Origin of the sequence: Streptomyces sp. NPDC025273 (assembly GCF_040638585.1) — a bacterium.
GTDB lineage: Bacteria > Actinomycetota > Actinomycetes > Streptomycetales > Streptomycetaceae > Streptomyces > Streptomyces cinereorectus.
In genome coordinates this window covers 21,845-44,465 of sequence record NZ_JBEZYP010000001.1, presented here as the reverse complement: position 1 = coordinate 44,465, position 22,621 = coordinate 21,845, and the positions used below count along the sequence as shown (strand labels likewise).

The window sequence follows — 22,621 nt, the reverse complement described above, 5'->3', positions numbered from 1 at the left end:
CACCCCGGGGCTCAGCGTTCGAGGAACGCGAACAGCTCCTCCCAGCGGCGCACGATCTCAGCCTCCGAGAACCGCTGGACGTTGGTCCTGGCCCGGTCACCCATCGCGTCCCGCAGCCGGGGGTCGCCGGTGAGCCGAAGCAGCCGGTCGGCGAGCGCGCCGATGTCCCCGGCGGGCGCGAGCAGCCCGTCCTCACCGTCGCGCACGATCTCGCGCACTCCGGGCGCGCAGTCGAAGGCCGCACACGGCACCCCGCTGGCCATCGCCTCCAGCAGCGCGAGCGGGAAGCCCTCGCCGCGCGAGGACTGGACGAAGACGGAGGAGGCCGCGAGCGCACCCGGGACGTCGTCCGTGGGCCCCCGCCAGCCGACCGATCCGTCCAGCCCCAGGGCGGTGCACCGGCCCCTGAGGCTCTGCTCGTCCTCCCCCGCCCCGTACACGTCCAGACGCCAGTCGGGGCGCTGCGGGGCCACCAGCGCCCAGGCGTCCAGGAGCATGTCGATGCCCTTCTGGTCGGTGAGCCTGCCGATGCTCGCCACCGACTTCTCGCACCGGGGGGAAGGCACGTCGGGCAGTGCGGCCAGCGCGTTCGGCATGAAGCCGACGTTGTTCATCCCGTCGCCCGCCCAGATGTCGGCGTCCTCCTCGGTGAGGACGAGCCAGCGGTCGAGCCCCGCGTAGTGCCTCTTGATCCAGCGGTAGCGGTGGCTCGCCCGGGAGTAGTCGTAGGACTCGTGGCTCATCCCGATGACCCGCAGACCGGTGGTGTCCGCCTCCGTGACCCACTCCATCGCCCAGACCTGGCTGACGATCACCACACCCCCGGGCCGTGCGGTGCGGAAGATCTCCGAGAGCCGGTCGACGGCACGGCGTTTGTCCGCGACGCGCGCCGCCTCGGTCCGCCGGGCCGTGATCCGGAAGCGGTCCCGCAGCCCCCTGGGGGTCCAGGGGGTCGGCGGATGGGCCGGGTACAGCGCGGTGACGGGGTAGCCGGCCGGGTCGGGCAGGGCCATCTTCAGCTCGGCCGCGTGGATGCCGACGGTGTGCACACGGTGGCCCCGCTGCTGGAACAGCTGGGCCGTCCGGTGCATCCAGCCGGTCACCCCGCCGAGTTCGTCGGTGCTGTTGGAGACGATGAAGACGTCACGGCTGGTCATCCTCGGACCTCCCCGGCACCGGTGTCCCGGGCCCGGGACAGATACCGGGCGAACACGGTGTCCACGACCGCCCGTGCCGCGTCCCCCCGGTCGTAGCCGCCGAACTCCCGCGCGAAACCGCCGCGTCGTTCCTGGAAGCCCGTGTCCACGGCCTTCAGCCGGGCCAGCACGTCGAACAGTTCCTCCTCGGTGGCGACCACCGGCCCGGGCGCCTTCTCCCGCAGGTCGAAGTAGCTGCCCCGCTCGGCGGCGTACGCGTCGAGATCCGGGGCGAACAGGACGATCGGGCGGTCCAGGAGCGCGTAGTCGAACATGATCGACGAGTAGTCGGTGACCAGGACGTCGGCGAGCGCGAGCAGTTCGCTGACGTCGTGGTGACGCGAGACGTCCACGACCGTCCCCGGCGGGCAGACGGGCAGACTCGCCGCCTCCAGGTAGTGCGCCCGCACCAGCAGCGTGTACGCGTCGCCGAAGCGCTCCGCGAAACGTGCCGCGTCCAGCAGGAGCCGTCGCCGCTTGTGCTTCCCCGGCCCGCCGCGGAACGTCGGCGCGTACAGCACGGTCTTCCGGTGGTCCGGCAGCCCGAGCTCCGCCGCGAGCGCCGGGCGCGGCAGCCGCCCCTCGGCCTCGTCCCGGGCACGGGCCGCGAGAAGGGCGTCGTTGCGCGGATAACCGGTGCGCAGCAGGATCCGCCCGGGAAGCCGGTAGGCGCGGGCGAGGGTGCGCACGTCGTGCTCGGAGCGGACGAGGAAGTGGTCGAAGCGGTGCACGGCCTGCTGGAGCCGCTCGCGCTGCGGCGCGTTCTGCATACGCACCCGGCTCTCGTCGAAGCCCATGCGTTTGTACGCCGAACCGTGCCAGGTCTGCAGGTAGGTGGTGCCGGACGGTTTGTCCAGGTGCTGCGGGAAGCCCTGGTTGTCGACCCAGAACTCGGCCCGGGCGAGCGCCCACAGATAGCGCCAGGACCAGCGGCGTACGAGGCGGGCGCCGTCGGCCGGGAAGCCCTCCGCGGCGCCGTCGTACGACCAGACGCAGCGCAGGGGAAGACCCCTTCCGCGCACCTCCTCGTAGACGGCCCGGGGACTGTCGCCGTAGCAGGTGCCCATGTGGCTCTCGAAGACCACGGACCCCTTGCGGACGGGCAGCCGGAGGAACCAGGAGCGGTAGACCGAGACCTTGAACCCGCGCGCGTGCAGTCGGTCGCGGCGCCTGCGCAGACTCCGCAGCAGGAGTTTGACCCGGCGCGCGGGCCGGAAGTGGGTGGCGTAGTGGACCAGGCGCCCGGCCGTGCGGGCGGGGCGGCGGTGCGCTTCGAGGCGCAGCGCGAGATGGTCCTTGAGCGTGACGTAGGGCTGCCAGGTGTCCCCCGCCGCCGGGCCGAGCCTGGGCAGGGCGGGAAAGCGGTCCGCCGGGCCGACGAGGTCACGGGCGGCGAAGAGGTCGCTGACCGCACGGGTCCGGCCGTCCTCCACCACCATCCGGACGTCCCACACGGTGTCGCGGACGCCGAGGGGGCGCAGGGCCCGGGTGAGATCCGCGCGGGTGCGCCAGCCGATCCCGGTGGCGTCCCGCCGCAGCTCGTCGACGGGCACGCGGAAGGTGCGGGAGCCGTCCCGTACGCGGAATTCCAGACGGGCCGTCGGCGACGGTCCGGGGCCGGTGTGCCCGGGCAGCACGAGGTGGCCCTCCAGCAGGACCCGGCCGCCGTCGGCCTCGCATCGGGTGAGCCTGTTCATCAGCCGCAGCTCGCCGAACGTGCGGTGCTGGTGGCCCAGTTCGGTGACGTCCAGCGCGGGACCGGCCTCCCCGCCCGGCCAGTACACCCGCCCGTCGTCCGTCACGGTGAGCGGCGCGGCCACGGTGCCCCGCCTGCGCAGCGCGTACGCCGCCGCGAGTACGCCCTCCGCGTCGCCCCGCTCCAGCAGCCGCACCCCGACGCGTTCAACGGGCGGCAGGGCGAGCAGGACCGGCTCCGGCACACACTCCGGGAGCACCCGGGCGGCCGTCGCGGCGATCCGGTCCCGCTCGGCGGCGGGCAGCAGGGGGAAGGTGCCCACCAGCGGCACGACGTGGTCGAGCAGGAAGGCGGCGTGCCGCTCCTCGCGCAGCCCGGCCTCACCCCGCGCCCCCAGGAGGTGGCCCACCCTGCGGTGCGCCTCGACGAGTCCGGCGAGGTCCCGTCCGTCCTCGGGGACGGCACGCCCGGAGACGATCCGGCGGCGCACGAGCGCGATCCGGCCCACCGCCACGGCGGCCTCCGGGCCGAACAGGATCTCGCTGCGGGTGAGGTCCTCCCCGTAGCGCAGGGCGTGCCGCTCCCGTGCCTCGCGGCGCAGGCAGAAGCCGGTCACCAGCGCGTCGTGCACGGCCAGCCCGGGGGCGTCGGCAAGCCGGTCGACGGCCCGGGAGCGGCCGAACAGCTGCTGCTGCCAGGGGGGTTCCTGCTCCTTCCCCCCGTCCCCGGTGAGCAGGCTCCAGCGCCCGGCGACGAGGTCGGCACCGGTGCGCGCACCGGCCTCCCAGAGGTTGCGGCAGGCATGCTGCTGGAGGCGCTCGCCGTCGTCGAGCACGAGGACGTACGTGCCCCGGGCCGCGTCGAGGCCCGTGTTGCGGAGGGCCGCGACGCGGTCCGCGCGGGCATCGGCGTCGAGGAGGCGGACACGGTCCGGGGAGCACCCGGCGAGTGAGGCGGCTGCCGTACGGAGGGCTGCGCCGCCGTCCGCCGGCAGGACGACGAGGGCCTCGACGGCCCGCAGCGTCTGGTCGAGCACGGACTCCACGGAGGCCCGCAGGGCCGCTTCCCCTCCCGGGGCCGCGGTGACGACACAGCTGAAGTCGGGGGTGCTCACGCCTGCACCCCCCTCAGCATGCGGTCCACGACCCGTGCCGCCGCCGTCCCGTCGTCGAGGTCGCAGAACGACTCCCGGAAGCGGGCGTACGCCTCCCGGTGGGCGGCGGCCGTGGACTCCGGGTGGCGCAGGGCCTCGACGACCCCGGCCGAGGTGGGGACCAGCGGGCCGGGCGCCCGGTTCTCGAAGTCGAAGCAGAAGCCGCGCAGGGTGTCGCGGTAGTGCTCCAGGTCGTAGGTGTGGAAGACCATCGGCCGGCCCGTCTGCGCGAAGTCGAACATCAGGGACGAGTAGTCCGTGACCAGCACATCGCTGATCAGCATCAGCTCGGCCACGTCCGGGTAGCGCGACACGTCACGGACGAAGTCGCTCTCCGGGACGCTCCCGCCGACCAGGTAGTGGCGGCGCACCAGCAGGACGTGGTCGTCACCGAGAGCCCTCCGCGCCTGTTCGAGGTCCAGTCGGAGGTCGAGCCCGTACCGGCCGCTCTGCTTGGGGCGGTCCTCGCGCCAGGTGGGGGCGTACAGGACGACACGCCTGCCCTCGGGCACGCCGAGCGACTCCCGTACGGCGGCGGCGACCTTCGCCCGGTCCGGGGCGTGCAGCAGGTCGTTGCGCGGGGAGCCGCACTCCATGACCTCGCCGGTGTGTCCGAAGGCGCGGCGCAGGACGGGTGTGGAGAAGCTGTTCGGCGACACGAGCACGCTCCACTGGGCGGCGCGCAGCGGCATGGACGCCATGTACGCGCTGTCCGCGCACGGGCTGCCCGCCAGGTCGCGCCCGATGCGCTTGAGCGGGGTGCCGTGCCAGGTCTGGACGACGAACTGGCCGTCGGCCCGCTCGAACCACTCGGGCAGCTGGGTGTTGGTGACGATCCAGCGGCTGCGGGCCAGGGCCTCGTACCACTCGGCACTGTGCAGGGCCACCGCACGGACCCCCGCGGGCACGGCGGCCTGCTGGTCGCGCACCACCCACAGGTGCTCGACGCCGGTGGCGCGGCGGGCCAGTTCCTCGTGGACGGCGCGGGGCGAGTCCGAGTACTGGCGTCCGTCGAAGCTGGAGTACAGCACGGCCTCGCGCGGCTCACCGCCGCGCGCGGCGGCGTACCCGGCGCGCAGCCGGCGCTGCCCGTACGCTCCCCGGTCCCGCACCGGCAGGGCGCTGCCGGACTCCAGACAGAGCCGGTCGTGGAAGCGCCGCTCCAGCGTGAAGCGGCGACCGCCGGACTCCTGGCCCAGCGGCAGCCCGGCGTGGAGCTGGTGCACCACGCGCAGCGGGAGGTAGCGCTCCGGGTCCCGCTCCCCCCGTTCCCGGAGGAAGAGGTACCAGCGGCCCTCGGCGAGCGGGAGGGTGCCCCCGATACCGTCCACCGCCCCGGGAACGAGCCGCGTACGGAACCCGTCTCCCGTCCGCTCCACGACGAAGGCGGTCTCCTCCTGGTGGCCGCCGTGCCGCAGGACGAGTTCGAGCGGCCTTCCGGGGGCGGCCGGACAGCTGCCTTCGAGGACGAGGCCGTCTCCGTCCGGCCACGACACGCGTCCTACGACGGGCTGCACGGTCCGGTCGGTCAACACCAGGTCGCCGGAGGGGTTGGCCGCGGCGTACACCTCGCGACCCCCGGCCAGCGGATAGCGCCCGGCATCGGTCTCCGGGCGTGCCGCCACCGTCAGCCGGCCCTCCCCGCCGACCAGTTGGACCCCCCAGTCGCCGTCGGAGCGACGGAACGCGTCGAGCGGCACCTCGGCGACGACCGTGCGCCCGTCCGTCTCACCGCTGACCACCAGCGGGAACTCCCGGGTCTCCTTCGTGCGCCACTCCTGGATCCGCAGGGCCGTCGGTTCGCTCCCGTCCAGGACCCGCACCGCGATCCGTACCCCGCTCCCGGCCTCCGTCGCCCGGTGACCGGCGAGCACGGCGTCGATCCGCTCCACGCGCAGTTCCAGCTTGTTGCCGCAGAGCACCGGGACGATCCGGGTGCGCTCGTCGACGTACCGCACGGCGGGCGCCGCCGGATTGCCCAGCAGCCGCATGGGGCCCCGGCGCGGGCGTCCCGCACCGAGGACGACGGATTCCAGCTTCCAGACCCTCCGGGCGCCCCGGCCCGTTCCCTTCGCGGCGAGCCGGCCCGGGTCGAGGACGGTCTCGAAGCCTGAGCGCTCGTAGCGGTGCAGCGAGCGGCCCGATCCGGCCGCCGCCTCGTCCGTCACCGTCGTGCGCGTCCGGAGCGGCATCAGCCGCCTGCCCGACCGCAGCCAGCCGGTCCCGGCGGACCGGCCCGGGGCGTTGCGGACGTACGCGTACCCCTTGAGGTGCAGCCTCCCGTCCCGCCACACCGCCTCGGTGAGGTGCGCGTGCACGGGGAGGTCCGTGGCGGACAGGGCGGCGACCCGGCGCGGGAGGGGGTCCTCGACACCCGGGTACTGGGCCCGGGGCCGGAGCAGACCCCGGACGTGGAAGGTGTCACGGTCGGTGGACTCGTGGGCGAGGAGGGCCAGCAGCTCGCGCATCCTGCGTTCCCGGACGAGCTGCCACTTGACGCGCAGATGCAGCGGCAGCGCGCCGAGGACGGCCGGGCCGACCGTGTCGGCGAAGGCGTTGGCATGGGTGAGGAAGGCCTCGCGGAACTCCGCGTCGCCGTCCGGGAGCGCCTCCATGAACAGCCACAGGTCGCCGGAGAGCACGTGCGCGTCGTAGTGCCCGCGGGCCTCCGTCATGCCCCGTTCCGCGAGGAACCGGCTGACGGTGCTGACCGCCGTGACCCGGTCGCGGATGCCCCGGGCCACCGCGCGCCGGGTGGTGATCGAACCGTCCCGGTCCCGCCAGTGGTAGACGGGCTCCTCGACGACGTCGACGCCGTCGGCCAGGAAGTGCGCGGGCAGGACGACGGCGATGTCCTCGTACAGGACGCCGGTCGGGAAGGCGAAGGAGTGGAGGTCCCAGAAGGTCCTGCGGAACACCTTGTTGCACGCGATGCGGTCGCCGAGCAGGAGCCGGTCCCGGGTGACGTGGGTGGCCCGCCGGGCCTTCTCCATCGGCCTGCGGAACATCGGAGACTGTTCGAGTGCCCCGTTCGCCCGCAGCCTGAGCACGTTGCCGGTCGCGAAGTCCGAGCCGGACGCGTCGAGTTCGCCGAGCATCCGGGCGTACGCGCCGGGCGGGACGACGTCGTCGCTGTCGACGAACGCGAGGAACTCCCCTTCCGGGTGCGCCTGCGCGGCCCCGGCGTTGCGTGCGGCGCCGAGCCCCGCGTTCTCCTGCCGGATGAGCCGGAAGCGCGGGTCCTTCCGGGAGAAGTCCAGGGCCACGTCCGCGCTGTGGTCCGTCGATCCGTCGTCGACCATGACGACTTCGAGGTCGGCCATGGTCTGCTCGGCGAGCGAGTCCAGGCAGGCTCCGAGGTACTCCTCGACGTTGTAGAGCGGGACGACGACGGTGAGGCGGGGTGCCATGCGCTGCGCACGATCCTTCCGGGCGGACGACATCGGTCAACTGGTCTGCTGCTTGACGAACGAGCCCCGTGCCGGGGAGGCAACGGGGCTCGCGACGAACACGGTCGGGCGACGGCTTCAGGGTTTGACCGCGATACGGCCCTCATCCATGCGCAGGAGCAGCAAGCGCTCGCCGGTCTCCTCCAGGAACTCGTCCACGGCCTGGCGGGATCCCTGCCAGTAACCGTAGTCGTCGATCAGGAGCACACCGCCGCTGACCAGGCGCGGGTAGAGGTGCCGCAGCTCGTGCCTCGTCGAGGCGTACCAGTCGGTGTCGAGCCGCAGGATCGAGATCCGGTCCGGGGCCTGCTCCGGAACGGTGTCCTCGACCTTGCCCCGCACGTAGTGGATGCGGTCCTTCGGGTACGGCACGTCCTCGAATCCGGCCTGTACGTCCTCCAGCGAGGCCACGGCCCAGATCGGCCGGTCCTTGCCCTGGGCGTCCAGCAGTTCCCGGGCCGGCCTGCCGTCGCGGCGCAGGTCCTCGGCGGTGGGCGGGGTCATGCCCTCGTACGTGTCGAAGAGGTACAGGTCGCGCCCGGTCTCGTCGAGCGACAGCAGCGTCTTCGCGCAGGCCTGCATGGAACCGCCGCGCCAGACGCCGCACTCCACGACGGCGCCCGGGATGTCGTGCTCGACGATGTGCCGGGTGGCGAGGACCAGGGCGTTGAGCCGCTCGGGGGAGGTCATCGTGTACGGCTTGACCGCACGGATGATGTCTGTCGCCTCGTCGTCGTAGTCGGCCGGGAACTGCGGGCCGGTCTTCGGCGCGGGCTTCTTCGCGGCGGCCGGCTTCTCCGGCGGTGTCTGCGCCGGATCCGTCGCGACGGGCTTCGTCACCGCGGGTGTCGTCTCCGCGGGCTTCTTCGCTCCGGGGTGCGGGGCGGTGCGGGGAGCCGGCACGGTCGTGCGCCTGAGCTGATACCCGGTGAGTTGCTGAAGGACGCCGTTGACGGCGTTGCGCCAAGCCATGGGGCCGGAGAGTACGCGCGCTTTGCGACTCATGTCACCTTTCGTCAACCTGCCGTTGATGCGGTCGCCGGGGTCTCCGGCCGTCCGCACCGCTCCCGGCCCTCCAGCGGGCGCGGCAGCGGCACCCGGTCCACTCCGCCGACCCGGTTGGCCCACCACACCGCCGTCTCGCGCACGGCGAACGCGGCCACCTCGCCCTTCAGCCGGGCAACCGGCCGGGAAGGGCGCCCCGGCCTGCGGAAGACACCGACGGAGTCGCCCCAGTAGGCGGCCTTCGCGTCGATGGACGGGTAGTCGTGCCAGATGCCCTTCGTGGGCGGGAAGTCCGTGTACGCCTCGCAGAGTTCGAGGCGGGAGTGGGCGGCCATCGCACGGAAACCGTCGGGGTAGTAGCGCCAGCAGTCCTGCGCGTCATGAGCGTGCCCGCGCGACGGAGCGGTGATGAAGGCGTAGCCGCCGGGCTTCAGCACCCGGGCGATCTCCAGCATCGACACCCAGAAGAAGGGAATGTGCTCGAACGCCTGCCCGGAGAGGACGACATCGGCACTGCCCGACCTGGCGGGAATCCGGTAGGGCCGGGTCATCACGGCGTCGACGTTGGGACCGTCGAGCACATCGACCCCGAAGTAGTCGACCTCGTGGCCCGCCAGCAGTGCCCTGTGCGTACGGGTCTGCTTGCCGGAGATCCGCGAGCCGAGGTCCACGACCCGGTACCCGCGGGACGTGGGCAGATACTCCCGGACGCAGAGTTCCATCTGCTCGTAGGCGGACCGGTGCATGGTTACTCCCGAGGTTGCGGTGTGCGCGCACTGCTGAACACAACGAAGGCGCGGTACGGAAGGGTCGCCCCGTACGGGTGACGCGGAGATTCAGCCCGGCCTCACGGGGAAGATCCGCCGCACCACGCGTTCCGCCGCGTGCCCGTCGTCGTACGGACAGAACCTGCTGCGGAACGCGGCGCGCAGCACGGCCGCCTCCGGCGAGCGCCACGCCCCGGTCCGCAGCAGTTCCCGCAGTTCGTCCTCCGTGGTGGCGACGGCTCCGGGGGTGTCTCCGGGGCGTCCGGAGAGCAGGTCGACGTACGTGCCGCGCGCGGCCCGGTAGGCGGCCCAGTCCGGTGCGTAGGTGATGATCGGGCGGTCCAGGCAGGCGTAGTCGAACATCAGGGACGAGTAGTCGGTGATCAACGCGTCGGAGGCCAGGCAGAGTTCTTCGACGCCCGGGTGTCCTGTGACGTCGACGACCCGGTCCCCCGCGGCCGTCCCGGCCGAGCGCCCGTAGAAGTAGTGGGCCCGCACGAGCACCACGTACTGCTCGCCGAGCTCGCGGGCGAGGCGTTCCAGGTCGAGGCGGGGGACGAAGCCCCGGCGGTAGTCGCGGTGGGTCGGCGCGTACAGCAGCACGGTCCGGCCCGGGGCGATGCCGAGCTCGGCCCGGATCTTCGCGGTCCGCTCCGGGCTGCCGGTGAACAGGACGTCGTTGCGCGGATAGCCGAACGGCAGGTGCTCGTACGAGGACGGGTAGGTCCGGTCCCAGATCTCGGTGGTGTGCGGGTTGGCCGAGAGGCTGAAGTCCCACTGGTCGGTGTGGGCGACGATCCGCTCGAAGCTGACACCGTTGGTGAGGGCGGGGTACGGGCGCTGGTCGAGGCCCATGGTCTTCAGCGGGGTCCCGTGGTGGGTCTGCAGGTAGATCTGGCCGGGGCGCTTGGTGAACCCGCCGGGAAAGCTGGAGTTGTTGACCAGGTACGTGGCGGTGGCCATGGTCCGCCAGTAGGCGCGGGAGCCCTCGATCACGTACGGCACCCCCGGCGGCATCCGGTCGCGGTGGCGGGAGGAGACGACCCAGACACCGCGGATGTGCGGGGCGAGTTCGCGGGCCTTGGCGTAGACGGCGGCCGGATTGCAGGCGACGCCGCGGTTCCAGTACGACCCGTAGACGGCGAGGCGGGGGTCCAGCGGACGGTGCAGGTCGGCGTGGTAGACGGCCCGCATCACGCGGGCGCGCAGGGTCTTCTTTCCGGCGCGCAGGGCGCTCCGCGCCCGGGTACGCCCGGCGCGTACTGCTTCCCGGGTGCGGTGTGCGGCGTAGCGGCCGGGGAGCCCGGCGGCTCGGAAGAAGGCCGCGCGGTCGCCCGGGGCGATCCGGCCCGGGTCGTCGAGCACGGCCCGCAGGTGTGCGGTGCGGGCGGCCTGGACGCGCGGGTCGCCCCCGGTCTCGGCGATCAGGTGTGCGTACGCGTCGATGACGGCGAAGTGGGCGCGGCCGGGTGTCGTGGCGAAGGTGCCGGCGCGGCGCAGACGGTGGCGTACGCAGACCCGGTCGAGCGCGGCGAGGGTGCCGGCGTCGGAGGCGAGGAGGACAGCGCGGTGTACGGGCACGACGTGGTCGTACGGGCCCTCGGTGAAGCGGAGTCCGTGGGCGGTCCAGAAGGCACGGCGGAAGAGCTGGTTCCGGGCCGCGGGCAGCGTGTCCCCCGGTCGTGTCCCGTCCCACCAGTCGACGCGTTCGTGGCCGAGGCGCAGCACGTCCGGAGCGTCCGCCGCCACCCGGGCGGCGATCTCCGCCAGCGCGCCGGGCAGCAGGAGGTCGTCCCCGTCGAGGAAGAGCAGGTACGTCCCGCGCGCCTCGGCGGCCCCGGCGTTGCGGGCCGCGCCGAGGTGCCGGGCGCCCCCCGCCTCCCCGGCCCCCGGCGAACCACCGGGGGCCTCCGGGCTGAGCACGCGCACCCGGGGATCGCGCTCGGCGAACTCCCGCGCGATGCCCAGGCCGCCGTCCGGCGGGCCCGTGTCGACGGCGATCAGCTCCCAGTCCCGGACCGACTGGTCGATCACGGACTCCAGCGCCGCCCTCAGGTACCCCTGAACGCGGTGGACGGGCACGACAACACTGAGGAACATGGCAGCCGAGCGTAGTGCGGACCATGCGCCCCGCCCCTGCTTCCCTCACCCGTTCGGGTCACTACCGTGACCCGGGACGCTCACCCGGGTTGAGCCGTACATGAAGCCACTCCTCAGCGTCGTCGTCCCCGTGCACAACGTCGAGGAGTATCTGGAGGAGTGCCTCGTCTCACTGGCAGGCCAGTCCCTGGAGGCTGTCGAGGTGATCCTCGTCGACGACGGCTCCACGGACGGCAGCTGCCGGATCGCGGAGGACTTCGCGGCCCGGGACGGCCGCTTCCGCTGTGTCCACCAGCCCAACGCGGGCCTGAGCGCGGCACGCAACACGGGCGTCGCCCACACCACTGCCGGCGTCCCGTACCTCGCGTTCGCGGACAGCGACGACGTCGTCGTCCACGACGCGTACGCACGGATGCTGGCCTCCCTGGAGTCGACCGGCTCGGACCTGGTGACGGGCAACGTGTGGCGGCTGACCGGGCAGGGCCGGCAGCAGGCCTGGCAGTACCGCTGGCTGACCGCGGACCGCCTGCGTACCCACATCACCCGGGACGACCGGCTGCTGGCCGACCGGGTCGCCTGGAACAAGGTGTTCCGGCGGGCGTTCTGGGACCGGCACGGGTTCGTCTTCCCGGTGGGCAGGCTCTACGAGGACGCGCCCGTGATGATCCCGGCGCACCATCTGGCCGGATCGGTGGACGTCCTGAGCGAGCACGTCTACCACTGGCGGGTGCGCGAGGGTTCGATCACCCGCAGGCGCACGGACGTGCGGGGCGTACGGGACCGGATCGCGGCCTGTGAACAGGTCAGCGCGTTCCTGGCGGACCGCGATCCGCGACAGCGGCGGCGCTACGACACCTCCTGTCTGCGCGACGACTTCGTGTACTTCCTGGAAGGGCTGCCGCTGGGCGGGCCCGCCTACCGCTCGGCGTTCATGACGGGCGCGGGCGCCTTCCTCGACCGGGCGGGCGGCACCGTGCTGGACGGGCTGCCCGCCGAGGCGCGCATCAGGTGGCAGCTGGTACGGGAGCGCAGGCTGGACGAGCTGCTGGCCGTCCTCGCGTTCGAACGGGCCAACGGGGCGGGCACGTTCGCGGTCGAAGGGCTGCCCGGGCGGCGGCGGGCGGTGCATCCGGGGGTGGCGGGCGTCGGTACGCGGCTCGGCCGGGGTGATCTGCCGGCCGTGGCACGGCTGGCGGAGGCGTCGTGGGGCGAGGACGGGAAGCTGCGGCTGCGCGGATACGCGTACGTCCGCAACCTCCCCGCCGGCGCGGCCTGTCACGCACTGAAGGCGGGGCTGGTGCGGGAGGCGGGGGGCCGGCGGCTGAGGCCCGTGCCGGTGCGCACGCTCCGGATGCCCGGGGCGACCGCCGACTCGGGTCAGGAGCTGCACTGCTACGACTACGCGGGCTTCGAGATGGTCCTCGATCCGGAGCGCATCGGTCGGGGCACCTGGCTGGTGGGTGTGGTGGTGGCCGGGCACGGCGTCGTACGGCGGGCGGCCCTGCGCGCGGTGGAGGCGGCAGCCGCCCAGCCGCTCGTCCACGACCTGGGCGGGGGGCGGCGCGCGGTGCTCGGCTACCGGGACGGACGGCTCGGGCTGACCGTGGCACAGCTGCCCGCCCTGGTCCTCGCGCACGACGGCGGACACGACTCCCTGGAACTGTCCGGCCGCCTGTACGGGGCTTCCCGGCCGACGGCGCTGGCGCTGACCCGTGACGGGGCGGCGGAGCTCACCTGCCCCGTGCGGTACGGGGAGGGCGGGCGCTTCACCGTCCGCATCCCCCTCGCGGAGCTCGCGGAACCCGTGGAACCCGCGGAACCCGCCGTCCGCGCCGGGAGGGCCGCTCCGGTGCGGGGGGCCCGCTGGCGGGCCGCCCTCGTCACCGACGGCGAACGCGTCCCGCTGGCCGCCGCCCCGGACCTGCCGCCGCCGGCCCTCGCGGACGCGGAGGGCCACCTCGTGCTGGAGGTGACCGGCAGCCCGTTCGTGGACGTCCTCGGGGAAGCACCGGACGGCGGGCCGCGCGTCGAGGGATCGCCGTACGCCCCGGGCGGTCTCGTCCTGCGGCACAGCACCCTGGACGAGACCCTGACCGTTCCCGTGGAGCCGGCCGTGGCGGGCCCCGCCGACCGCAGCGGGAGCCGGTTCGCCGCGCGGCTGCCGCGCCCGCCGCGCGAGGGTGACTGGGAGGTGTACCTGGACGGCCGGCCCGTACGGGTGGCGGCGGCCCTGGCCGAGCGGCTGCCGGTGCGCTCCGTCGCCGGGGTCCGTGTCGAGCGCCGTCACGGCGACCGGCTGACCGTGCGCGCGGAGCCCGCGCTCGGCGACGGCGAACGGGGCGCGTACCGCCAGGGCCTCCTGCGTACGGCGCACTACCCGGCGCAGCGTCGGCTCCCGCTCCGGGACGTCGTCCTCTACGCGGGCGGGCACACGGGCGGTGATGCCCCGCGCGCCGTGCACGCCGAGCTCGTGCGCCGGAGCACGGAGGTCGAACACCTGTGGGTCACCGACGGGTCGGCAGGCGCCGCCGCGCGGGTCCCGCCCGCCGCCGTCCCCGTCGTGGCGCACAGCAGCGCCTGGTACGAGGCGCTGGCGCGGGCCCGCCGCATCGTCACGGCGGGCCAGCTGCCCGCGTGGTTCGAGCGGCGCCCGGACCAGACGGTCGTGCAGACCTGGCTCGGCGCCCCGCTCGGCCGGTTCGGCCTGGACCTCACCGGCACCCTGTACGCCGACCACCAGTACCTCGCCTCGCTGCCGCACCGCTCCGCCCAGTGGTCGGTCCTGGTCTCCCCCAGCGCCTTCGCCACCCCGCACCTGCGCCGTGCGCTGGCCTACGGCGGTGAGGTCCTTCAGGCGGGCTCACCCGCGGGCGACCTGCTGTGCGCGCCCGGCCGGGACAAGGCGGCCGAGCGGGTACGCCGACGGCTGGGCATCCCGGACGGCCACCGCGTGGTGCTCTACGCCCCGACGTACCGCGACCAGCTGGCCCACGCGCCGGGCAGCGTGCCCGGCGGCCCGCGCCGGCTGTACCGCTGGGAGCCGGCCCTGGACCTGCCCGCGCTGGTGCGGTCGCTCGACGACCGCACCACGGTGCTGGTCCGCAGGCATCCGCGGGTCACGGGCACCGTGCCGGCCGGCCCCGCCCTGCGGGACGTCTCCGCGCACCCGGTCACCGCCGAGCTGCTGCTGATCGCGGATGTGCTGGTCACCGACTACACGGGCCTGGTGTTCGACTTCGCGCACACCGGCCGGCCCATGCTCTTCCACACTCCCGACCTGGAGCACTACCGGGACACCGCGCGTGGTTTCTGCCTGGACTTCGAGACCCGCGCACCCGGCCCCCTGCTCGTCAGCACGGAGGAGGTGGCCGGGGCCCTGCGGTCCGTCCCGGATCCGGCCGCCCCGCACACGGAGGCGTACGCCGCGTTCCGGCGGGACCTGTGCGGCCCCGGCGACGGCGGTGCCGCGGCGCGGGTCGCGGACCGGCTGCTCAGCGACCGCGCCTGAGGGCGGCGACGGCCGACTCCGCGAGATCGTCCAGATACCCCTCGGGCAGGTCGCCGCGGACCACGACGAGGCGCCAGTAGAGGGGGCCGACGATCAGGTCCAGCGCCCGGTCCGGGTCGCTGCCCTCGGGGAGTTCGCCGCGGGCCACCGCCGCCCGGACGACCACGGCGGCCACTCCCTGCTGCTGGTCGAGCAGAGCGGCCTTGATGGCGCCGGAGATCTCGGGGCTGCGTGCCGCCTCGACCAGCAGGTCCGGGATCACCTGCGAGGCGACGGGGTGGCGCAGGGCGTACGCGGCCAGTTCGAGCACGGCGCGCACGTCGCCGTACAGCGAGCCGGTCGCCGGTGCCGGCAAGCCCTGGGCGGCGACGGCCGCGACCAGGTCCAGGACCAGGTGGAGCTTGGACTTCCAGCGGCGGTAGACGGCGGTCTTGCCCACGCCCGCGCGCCGGGCGATGCCCTCGATCGACATCCGCGCGAACCCCACCGCGGCCAGCTCCTCGAAGACGGCCCCGCGAATCGCCTCGGTCACGTCCTCGCGGAGCACCGCGGCACCTGCCGGGGTGCGGCGCCCGGTTCGCCGTTCGGTGGTCATGGCCCGAATGATAGACCGTAACGACGAAACGGTTGCGTTGCGACGTGGATGCGTCCTACTGTCAGCGTTGCGACGATACGGTGCCGTCCCCTCGGTCCGATTCCGCGCGCCCCGTTCCTTCTGCCCCCGTCGAAAGCGATCGTGGTGAGCCAGACAGCAGCACCGCCGGCCCCGGTGGACCCCGCCTCCCGCGCCCTTCTCCCCGTGTACGAACCGGGCGAGCTGGCCGCTCTCGCCGCCCGGCACGGCCTGACCGTCAGCGGGGCCCGCCCCACGCTCGGGCAGTACGTGCGGCAGCTCTGGGGGCGCAGGCACTTCATCACGGCGTTCGCCACCGCCAAGCTGACCGCGCAGTACAGCCAGGCGAAGCTGGGCCAGATCTGGCAGATCATGACCCCGCTGCTGAACGCGACGGTCTACTACTTCATCTTCGGCGTCCTGATGAACACCAAGCACGGAGTCCCCGACTACGTGCCCTTCCTCGTCACCGGCGTCTTCATCTGGACCTTCACCGCGAGCTCGATCACGGCCGGGACCCGGGCCATCAGCGGCAACACCGGACTCGTGCGCGCCCTGCACTTCCCCCGCGCGTCCCTGCCGATCGCCCTGGCCCTCCAGCAGCTCCAGCAGCTGATGTTCTCGCTGGGCGCGCTCTTCGTGATCCTGCTCGTCTTCGGCCAGTACCCACGGCCGTCCTGGCTGCTGGCGGTCCCGGCACTCGCCCTGCAGGCCCTGTTCAACACCGGGGTCTCCATGGTCATGGCCAGGCTGGCCGCGAAGACCCCCGACATCGCCCAGCTGATGCCGTTCGTGCTGCGGACGTGGATGTACGCCTCGGGGGTGATGTGGAGCCTGGACACCCTGCTCACGGGCGACCGGGTCCCGCACTGGGTCCTGCTGGCGCTGGAGTGCAATCCGGCCGCCGTCTACATCGACCTGATGCGGTACGCGCTGATCGACAGCTTCACCGGGGCGCAGCTGCCCCCGCACGTATGGGCCGTCGCGACGGGCTGGGCGCTCGTCTGCGGCATCGGCGGCTTCGTGTACTTCTGGAAGGCCGAGGAGCGGTACGGACGTGGCTGACACCCCCGACACGCGTGTGCCCACCGTCGTCGTCGACGACGTGCACATCACCTACACGGTCAACGGCGCCCGCACCGGAAGGGGCAGCGCCACCTCCGCCCTGAACCGGATCGTGTCGCGCGGGCAGCCGCGTGGCGCACGCCAGGTGCACGCCGTGAAGGGCGTCAGCTTCGCCGCGTACAAGGGCGAGGCCATCGGCCTGATCGGCTCCAACGGATCCGGGAAGTCGACACTCCTCAAGGCGATCGCGGGCCTGCTGCCCCCGTCGAAGGGCCGGGTGCACACCCAGGGCCAGCCGTCGCTCCTCGGGGTGAACGCCGCCCTGATGAGCGACCTGACCGGGGAGCGCAACGTCGTACTCGGCGGTCTGGCCATGGGCATGACCCGTGAACAGATCCACGAGCGCTACCAGGGCATCGTCGACTTCTCCGGCATCAACGAGAAGGGCGACTTCATCACCCTGCCGATGCGTACGTACTCCTCCGGCATGGGGGCCCGGCTGCGCTTCTCCATCGCGGCGGCCAAGAGCCACGACGTCCTGCTGATCGACGAGGCGCTGTCCACGGGCGACGCGAAGTTCCAGCGGCGCAGCAAGGACCGGATCATGGAGCTCCGCAAGGAGGCCGGCACGGTCTTCCTGGTCAGCCACAGCAACCGGTCGATCACCGAGACCTGCGACCGGGCCCTGTGGCTGGAGGCGGGCACGCTGCGGATGGACGGCCCGGCCAAGGAGGTCGTGGCCGCGTACGAGAAGTTCACCACGCCCGCGAAAGCCCGGAAATGACGCGGCCGCCGGGCGGGCCGATGAAGGCCCGTCCGGCGGCCGCAGCCGGTCGCGGCGGCGTCAGCCGCTCCCGGTCACGCGTGCGTACGCAGCAACGTCCGCATGGTCCGCATGGCCACCGACAGGTTCGCCAGGTCGAAGGCCTCCGAGCTCTGGATCTCCTCCAGGGTGGAGCGCGACCGCGTCAGGATCGCCGCGTTCTTCTCCTCCCAGGCCGTGAACCGCTGCTCGGGCGTGGACGTCCCGTTGCCGACGGCCAGCACGTCCGCGGTCAGCGCGGCGTGTGCCGCGTACAGGTCCTCGCGGATGGACGCGCGGGCCATGGACTGCCAGCGGTCGGCCCGCGGCAGCTCGATGATCCGGTCCCTCAGCTGGGTGATGCCCAGCCGGTTGCCGAGGTCGTAGTAGACCTCCGCGACGGACAGGGCGTCCTTGCCCGTCCGGTCCGCGATCGCCACGATGTCCAGCGCCGGGAAGGCCGAGGAGAATCCGGCCACCCGCGCCGCCAGCTCCTCGGGCACACCCACCGAGGTGAGCTCGTCGAGGATCGACCGGTACCACTCGAGGTCGGCGCCCATGAGCAGCTTGGGCAGCTCGTTCCGCACCTGCTCGACACCGTCCTGGAAGAACTCGACGGTCTGCGCGATCTCGACCGGCTGCGGCCGGTTGCCGAGCAGCCAGCGCGCGCCGCGCTCCACGAGACGGCGCGAGTGCAGCCGGATCCGGGTCTGCACGTCGGCGGCCACCTGGTTGTCGAGCGCCTCGACGGCGTCCCACACCTCGGAGAGGCCGAAGATCTCACGGGCGGCGAACTGCGCCCGCACGATCTCCTCCAGCGAGGCCCCCGTCTCTTCCCGCAGCCGGTGCAGGAAGGTCGAACCGCCGGTGTTCACCGTGTCGTTGACCAGCACCGTCGTGATGATCTCGCGGCGCAGCGCGTGCCCGTCGACCGCCTCGGGGAAGCGCTCGCGGAGCTGCTTCGGGAAGTAGGCGTGCACCAGCTTCTGCAGATGCGCGTCGTCCGGCAGGCTGGTGGAGATCAGCTCGTCGGCCGCCGTGATCTTGGTGTACGCGATCAGCACGGCCAGCTCGGGCTGGCTCAGCCCCTTGCCGTGGTTCAGCAGTTCGCGGATCTGCCGGTCGTTCGGCAGGAACTCCAGCGCCCGGTCCAGGTGCCCGTCGCGGCCGAGCCTGCGCATGAAGCGCTGGTGTGCGTGGAGCAGCGAAGGGGCCTGGGTGCAGGCATTGGCCAGCGCGACGTTCTGCGCGTAGTTGTTGCGCAGCACGAGCTGTCCGACCTCGTCGGTCATCTCGGCGAGCACCTTGTTGCGCTGCTTGACGGTCATGTCGCCGTCGCGGACGAGTCCGTTGAGCAGGATCTTGATGTTCACCTCGTGGTCCGAGGTGTCCACGCCGGCGCTGTTGTCGATCGCGTCGGTGTTGATCCGGCCGCCCGCGCGGGCGAACTCGATGCGGCCGAGCTGGGTGGCCCCGAGGTTGCCGCCCTCGCCGACGACCCGGGCCCGCAGGTCCTCGCCGTTGACGCGGATCGCGTCGTTCGCCTTGTCGCCCACGTCGGCGTTCGACTCGGCGGACGACTTGATGTAGGTGCCGATGCCGCCGTTCCACAGGAGGTCGACCGACGCCTTGAGGATGTTCTGCATCAGCTCGGCGGGCGTCATCTTGGTGACCTTGGACTCGATGCCGAGCGCCTCACGGATGTGCGCGTTGATCGGGATCGACTTGGCGGTACGCGGGTGGATCCCGCCGCCCGCGGAGAGCAGGTCCTTGTTGTAGTCGGCCCAGGAACTGCGCGGCAGGTCGAACAGCCGGCGCCGCTCCGCGTACGAGGTGGCGGCGTCCGGGTCCGGGTCGATGATGATGTGCCGGTGGTCGAAGGCCGCGACCAGCCGGATGTGCTCGGAGAGCAGCATGCCGTTCCCGAACACGTCACCTGACATGTCGCCGACGCCGACGACGGTGAAGTCCTCGGTCTGCGTGTCGTGGCCCAGCTCGCGGAAGTGCCGCTTGACGGACTCCCAGGCGCCGCGGGCGGTGATGCCCATGCCCTTGTGGTCGTAACCCGCGGAACCGCCGGAGGCGAAGGCGTCACCGAGCCAGAAGCCGTACGCGACGGCGACGTCGTTGGCGATGTCGGAGAACTTCGCGGTGCCCTTGTCGGCGGCGACGACGAGGTAGGTGTCGTCCTCGTCGTGGCGCACGACGTCGGCGGGCGGCACGACCTCGCCCATCACCATGTTGTCGGTGATGTCGAGCAGCGCCGAGATGAACGTCCGGTAGGAGGCGATGCCCTCCGCCATCCAGGCGTCACGGTCGACGGCCGGGTCCGGGAGCTGCTTGGCGACGAACCCGCCCTTGGCGCCGACCGGCACGATCACGGTGTTCTTGACCATCTGCGCCTTGACCAGGCCGAGGATCTCCGTACGGAAGTCCTCCCGCCGGTCCGACCAGCGCAGACCACCGCGGGCGACCTTGCCGAAGCGCAGGTGGACACCCTCGACACGCGGCGAGTACACCCAGATCTCGAACGCCGGGCGGGGCGCGGGGAGATCCGGGATGGCCTGCGGGTCGAACTTCATCGACACGTAGCCGTGCGGCTCGCCGTCGTCGGCCAGCTGGAAGAAGTTGGTCCGCAGCGTGGCCTTGATGACGGTGAGGAAGGACCGCAGGATCCTGTCCTCGTCGAGCGAGGCGACCTGGTCCAGAGCCCCGTCCAGCTCCTCCAGCAGCCCGTCGGTCAGCTCCGTGCCGGCCTTCTGCCGGCTCGGCGACATCCGGGCCTCGAAGAGGGAGATCAGCAGCCGGGTGGTGTGGACGTTGTTACGGAGGGTGTCCTCCATGTAGTCCTGGCTGAAGGTCGAACCCGCCTGGCGCAGGTACTTCGCGTAGGCGCGCAGCACCACCGCCTGGCGCCAGTCGAGACCGGCGCCCAGCACGAGGGAGTTGAAGCCGTCGTTCTCCGCCTCGCCGGTCCAGACCGCGGCGAACGCCTCCTGGAATCGCTCCCGGGCGCCGTCGGCGAGGTAGTCGCCGTTGCTCGTGGCCTTCGGCATGCGCAGCCCGAAGTCGTAGATCCAGGCGTGCGTACGGTCGGCGCAGCGCAGCTCGTACGGGCGTTCGTCGACGACCTCGACGCCGAGCCGCTGGAGGGCGGGCAGGACGGCGGAGAGGGAGACCTGCTCACCGGTCCGGTAGATCTTGAAGCGACGCTCGCCGGGGCCCGCGCCCACGGGCTCGTACAGGCTGAGGGCGAAGTCCTTCTTCTCGCTCTTGAGCGCTTCGAGGTGGACCAGGTCGGCCACGGCGGCGCGCGGCGAGTGGTCGGCCTTGTAGCCCTCCGGGAAGGAGTGCCCGTAACGGCGCATCAGCTCGGCGGCGCGCTCCTCGCCCAGCTCGGCGTTGAGCGCCTCCTGGAAGCCGTCGGACCAGGACCGGGCGGCCTCGACGAGGCGGGCCTCGATGCGGTCCGCGTCCGCGTCGGTGAGGTGCGGCAGCTCGGTGCCCGGCGCGACCCGGATGACGAAGTGCAGCCGGGAGAGGATCGACTCCGTGTTCCAGGCGGTGAAGTCGACGTTGGTGCCGCCCAGTTCCTCCTTGAGGATGTCGATCAGCCGGAGCCGCACACCGGTGGTGTAGCGGTCGCGCGGGAGGTAGACGAGGGCGGAGTAGTAGCGCCCGTACTCGTCCTGGCGCAGGTACAGCCGCAGCCGGCGGCGCTCCTGGAGGTACAGCACGGAGGTGACGATGGAGCGCAGCTGGTCGACGGGCGTCTGGAAGAGCTCGTCGCGCGGGTACGTCTCCAGGATCTGCAGCAGGTCGCGGCCGTCGTGGCTGTGCGGTGTGAAGCCCGCGCCCTCCAGCACCTCGGCGACCTTGCGCCGCACGACGGGGACCCGGCGTACGGACTCGGTGTACGCGGCGGAGGAGAACAGACCGAGGAAGCGCCGCTCACCGATGACGTTGCCGTCGGCGTCGAACTTCTTCACCCCGACGTAGTCGAGGTAGCTGGGACGGTGCACCGTCGCCCTGCTGTTCGCCTTCGTCAGGACGAGCAGCTTGTGCTCACGCGCCTTGGCGCGGGCATCGGCAGGCAGCCGGTCGAAGGACGGGCTCACCGGGTGGGCCTCGTCCTCGCTGTGCCGCGGGTCGGAGCGCAGGATGCCGAGTCCGGTGCCGGGGACGGCCGTCAGCGCGTCGTTCTTCCGGAGCTCGTACTCGCGGTAGCCGAGGAAGGTGAAGTGGTCGGAGGCGAGCCAGCGCAGCAGCTCGCGGGCCTCCTCGACCTCGTCGTCGCCGAGGTCGTCGAGCGGCTCGGCGGGAAGGTCGTCCGCGATCCGCAGGGCGGCGTCGCGCATCTTGTCCCAGTCCTCGACGGTCTCCCGTACGTCGGACAGGACACGGAGCAGATCTGCGGTGATCTGCTTCAGGTCCGCGCGGTCGGTCTCCCGGTCGATCTCGACGTGGATCCACGACTCGACCAGGGCGTCGTGCGGCAGCTCCGCCCAGCCCTCCTTGCGGCCCTTGGCCCGCTTCGTCCCGTTGCCCCGGACCCGGTCGTCGGCGAGGACCTCGACCAGCTTGCCGGTGACGTCGCGGCGGACGATGACCTGAGGGTGGATCACGAGATGGATGCCGCGGCCCTGCCGGGACAGCTCGTTGGTCACCGAGTCGACCAGGAACGGCATGTCGTCGGTGACGACCTCGACGACGGAGTGGCTGCTCGTCCAGCCGTTCTCCTCGACGGTCGGGGTGTGCACCCGGACGTTCGCGGTGCCCTGCGGGCGGTTCTCGGCCAGCCGGTAGTGGGAGGAAGCCGCACCGAGGAGATCGTCCGGGTCCCGGCCGGTGACGTCCTCCGGAGCGGTGTGCAGGTAGTAGCGCTGGAGGTAGGCGAGCAGCGTGTCCCGGCCCGCACGCTCACCCCGGTCCGCCCCGGTGCCGCTCTCGTCACCGGCTCCGGCGAGGTGCAAGCGGGTACCTCCCGGGCCACCGACACCACCGCCCGGACCGTTGTCGGCTACCCGGGCCGCCCGTGCGAGCAGCTCGGCTTTGGCTTCGTCCAGCTTGGTCTGCATGTCCTCTGGCTCCTGTCGCGCGCCGTTGCGTGACGTAGGTGTAAAAGACGACGTACCGCCACGACACGGGGTTTCCGGTCTCGGTCGACGCTATGCCGCCAAGGGAGATACCCGGGACCATAGTGGCCGTTTCAGGCGGACGGCCCGGGATACGGAGATCGCGGATCGCCCGGGTGCTGTGGCACTCCG

General features: G+C 72.5%; 11 protein-coding genes. 3 read left to right on the top strand and 8 right to left on the bottom strand.

From position 1 onward, the window contains the following. Nucleotides 1–11: 11 nt before the first annotated feature. The 6 genes from AB0F38_RS00145 to AB0F38_RS00120 form a co-directional block, all read right to left on the bottom strand. Nucleotides 12–1,157 (bottom strand): glycosyltransferase, encoded by a 1,146-nt coding sequence (locus AB0F38_RS00145; RefSeq protein WP_361884606.1) that lies wholly within the window; start codon nucleotides 1,155–1,157, stop codon nucleotides 12–14. Continuing rightward, on the bottom strand, nucleotides 1,154–4,006 hold the full coding sequence (locus AB0F38_RS00140; protein ID WP_361884605.1) for a CDP-glycerol glycerophosphotransferase family protein: 2,853 nt from the start codon (nucleotides 4,004–4,006) through the stop codon (nucleotides 1,154–1,156). The genes AB0F38_RS00145 and AB0F38_RS00140 overlap by 4 nt, the downstream gene beginning before the upstream one ends. Then, nucleotides 4,003–7,455 carry a CDP-glycerol glycerophosphotransferase family protein gene (locus AB0F38_RS00135; RefSeq protein WP_361884604.1) on the bottom strand — a complete coding sequence of 1,151 codons (3,453 nt, stop codon included), beginning with the start codon at nucleotides 7,453–7,455 and terminating at the stop codon, nucleotides 4,003–4,005. Before AB0F38_RS00135 ends, AB0F38_RS00140 begins: the two co-directional genes overlap by 4 nt. A gap of 117 nt (nucleotides 7,456–7,572) precedes the next feature. Further along, nucleotides 7,573–8,499, bottom strand: coding sequence for a TylF/MycF/NovP-related O-methyltransferase (locus AB0F38_RS00130; protein WP_361884603.1), 927 nt, complete (start codon nucleotides 8,497–8,499; stop codon nucleotides 7,573–7,575). A gap of 11 nt (nucleotides 8,500–8,510) precedes the next feature. Further along, nucleotides 8,511–9,245 (bottom strand): methyltransferase domain-containing protein, encoded by a 735-nt coding sequence (locus AB0F38_RS00125; protein WP_361884602.1) that lies wholly within the window; start codon nucleotides 9,243–9,245, stop codon nucleotides 8,511–8,513. Nucleotides 9,246–9,335: 90 nt separating this feature from the next. Further along, on the bottom strand, nucleotides 9,336–11,366 hold the full coding sequence (locus tag AB0F38_RS00120; protein ID WP_361884601.1) for a CDP-glycerol glycerophosphotransferase family protein: 2,031 nt from the start codon (nucleotides 11,364–11,366) through the stop codon (nucleotides 9,336–9,338). 100 nt (nucleotides 11,367–11,466) lie between these two features. Between AB0F38_RS00120 and AB0F38_RS00115 the strand changes: the two genes are divergently transcribed. Beyond that, nucleotides 11,467–14,874: a CDP-glycerol glycerophosphotransferase family protein gene (locus AB0F38_RS00115; protein ID WP_361884600.1), complete on the top strand. Its 3,408-nt coding sequence runs from the start codon at nucleotides 11,467–11,469 to the stop codon at nucleotides 14,872–14,874. Here the strand turns inward: AB0F38_RS00115 and AB0F38_RS00110 are convergent. Beyond that, complete coding sequence (locus AB0F38_RS00110; protein ID WP_361884599.1) at nucleotides 14,858–15,469, bottom strand: TetR/AcrR family transcriptional regulator; 612 nt, start codon at nucleotides 15,467–15,469, stop codon at nucleotides 14,858–14,860. The genes AB0F38_RS00115 and AB0F38_RS00110 overlap by 17 nt on opposite strands. A gap of 141 nt (nucleotides 15,470–15,610) precedes the next feature. Here AB0F38_RS00110 and AB0F38_RS00105 point away from each other — a divergent pair, with 141 nt between their 5' ends. Both AB0F38_RS00105 and AB0F38_RS00100 read left to right on the top strand, forming a co-directional pair. Continuing rightward, nucleotides 15,611–16,552, top strand: a complete 942-nt coding sequence (locus AB0F38_RS00105; RefSeq protein ID WP_361884598.1) for an ABC transporter permease — start codon at nucleotides 15,611–15,613, stop codon at nucleotides 16,550–16,552. Next, nucleotides 16,545–17,336, top strand: coding sequence for an ABC transporter ATP-binding protein (locus AB0F38_RS00100; RefSeq protein ID WP_361884597.1), 792 nt, complete (start codon nucleotides 16,545–16,547; stop codon nucleotides 17,334–17,336). The genes AB0F38_RS00105 and AB0F38_RS00100 overlap by 8 nt, the downstream gene beginning before the upstream one ends. 74 nt (nucleotides 17,337–17,410) lie before the next feature. On the opposite strand, the gene AB0F38_RS00095 is transcribed toward AB0F38_RS00100, so the two are convergent. Continuing rightward, nucleotides 17,411–22,432 carry an NAD-glutamate dehydrogenase gene (locus AB0F38_RS00095; RefSeq protein WP_361884596.1) on the bottom strand — a complete coding sequence of 1,674 codons (5,022 nt, stop codon included), beginning with the start codon at nucleotides 22,430–22,432 and terminating at the stop codon, nucleotides 17,411–17,413. Between the last annotated feature and the right edge of the window lie 189 nt (nucleotides 22,433–22,621).

Bases quoted from the DNA above. Each gene is read 5' to 3' on its own strand.
- AB0F38_RS00120 (WP_361884601.1), bottom strand. From the start codon at position 11,366: ATGTTCCTCAGTGTTGTCGTGCCCGTCCACCGCGTTCAGGGGTACCTG.
- AB0F38_RS00115 (WP_361884600.1), top strand. From the start codon at position 11,467: ATGAAGCCACTCCTCAGCGTCGTCGTCCCCGTGCACAACGTCGAGGAG.
- AB0F38_RS00130 (WP_361884603.1), bottom strand. From the start codon at position 8,499: ATGAGTCGCAAAGCGCGCGTACTCTCCGGCCCCATGGCTTGGCGCAAC.
- AB0F38_RS00095 (WP_361884596.1), bottom strand. From the start codon at position 22,432: ATGCAGACCAAGCTGGACGAAGCCAAAGCCGAGCTGCTCGCACGGGCG.
- AB0F38_RS00135 (WP_361884604.1), bottom strand. From the start codon at position 7,455: ATGGCACCCCGCCTCACCGTCGTCGTCCCGCTCTACAACGTCGAGGAG.
- AB0F38_RS00145 (WP_361884606.1), bottom strand. From the start codon at position 1,157: ATGACCAGCCGTGACGTCTTCATCGTCTCCAACAGCACCGACGAACTC.
- AB0F38_RS00110 (WP_361884599.1), bottom strand. From the start codon at position 15,469: ATGACCACCGAACGGCGAACCGGGCGCCGCACCCCGGCAGGTGCCGCG.
- AB0F38_RS00125 (WP_361884602.1), bottom strand. From the start codon at position 9,245: ATGCACCGGTCCGCCTACGAGCAGATGGAACTCTGCGTCCGGGAGTAT.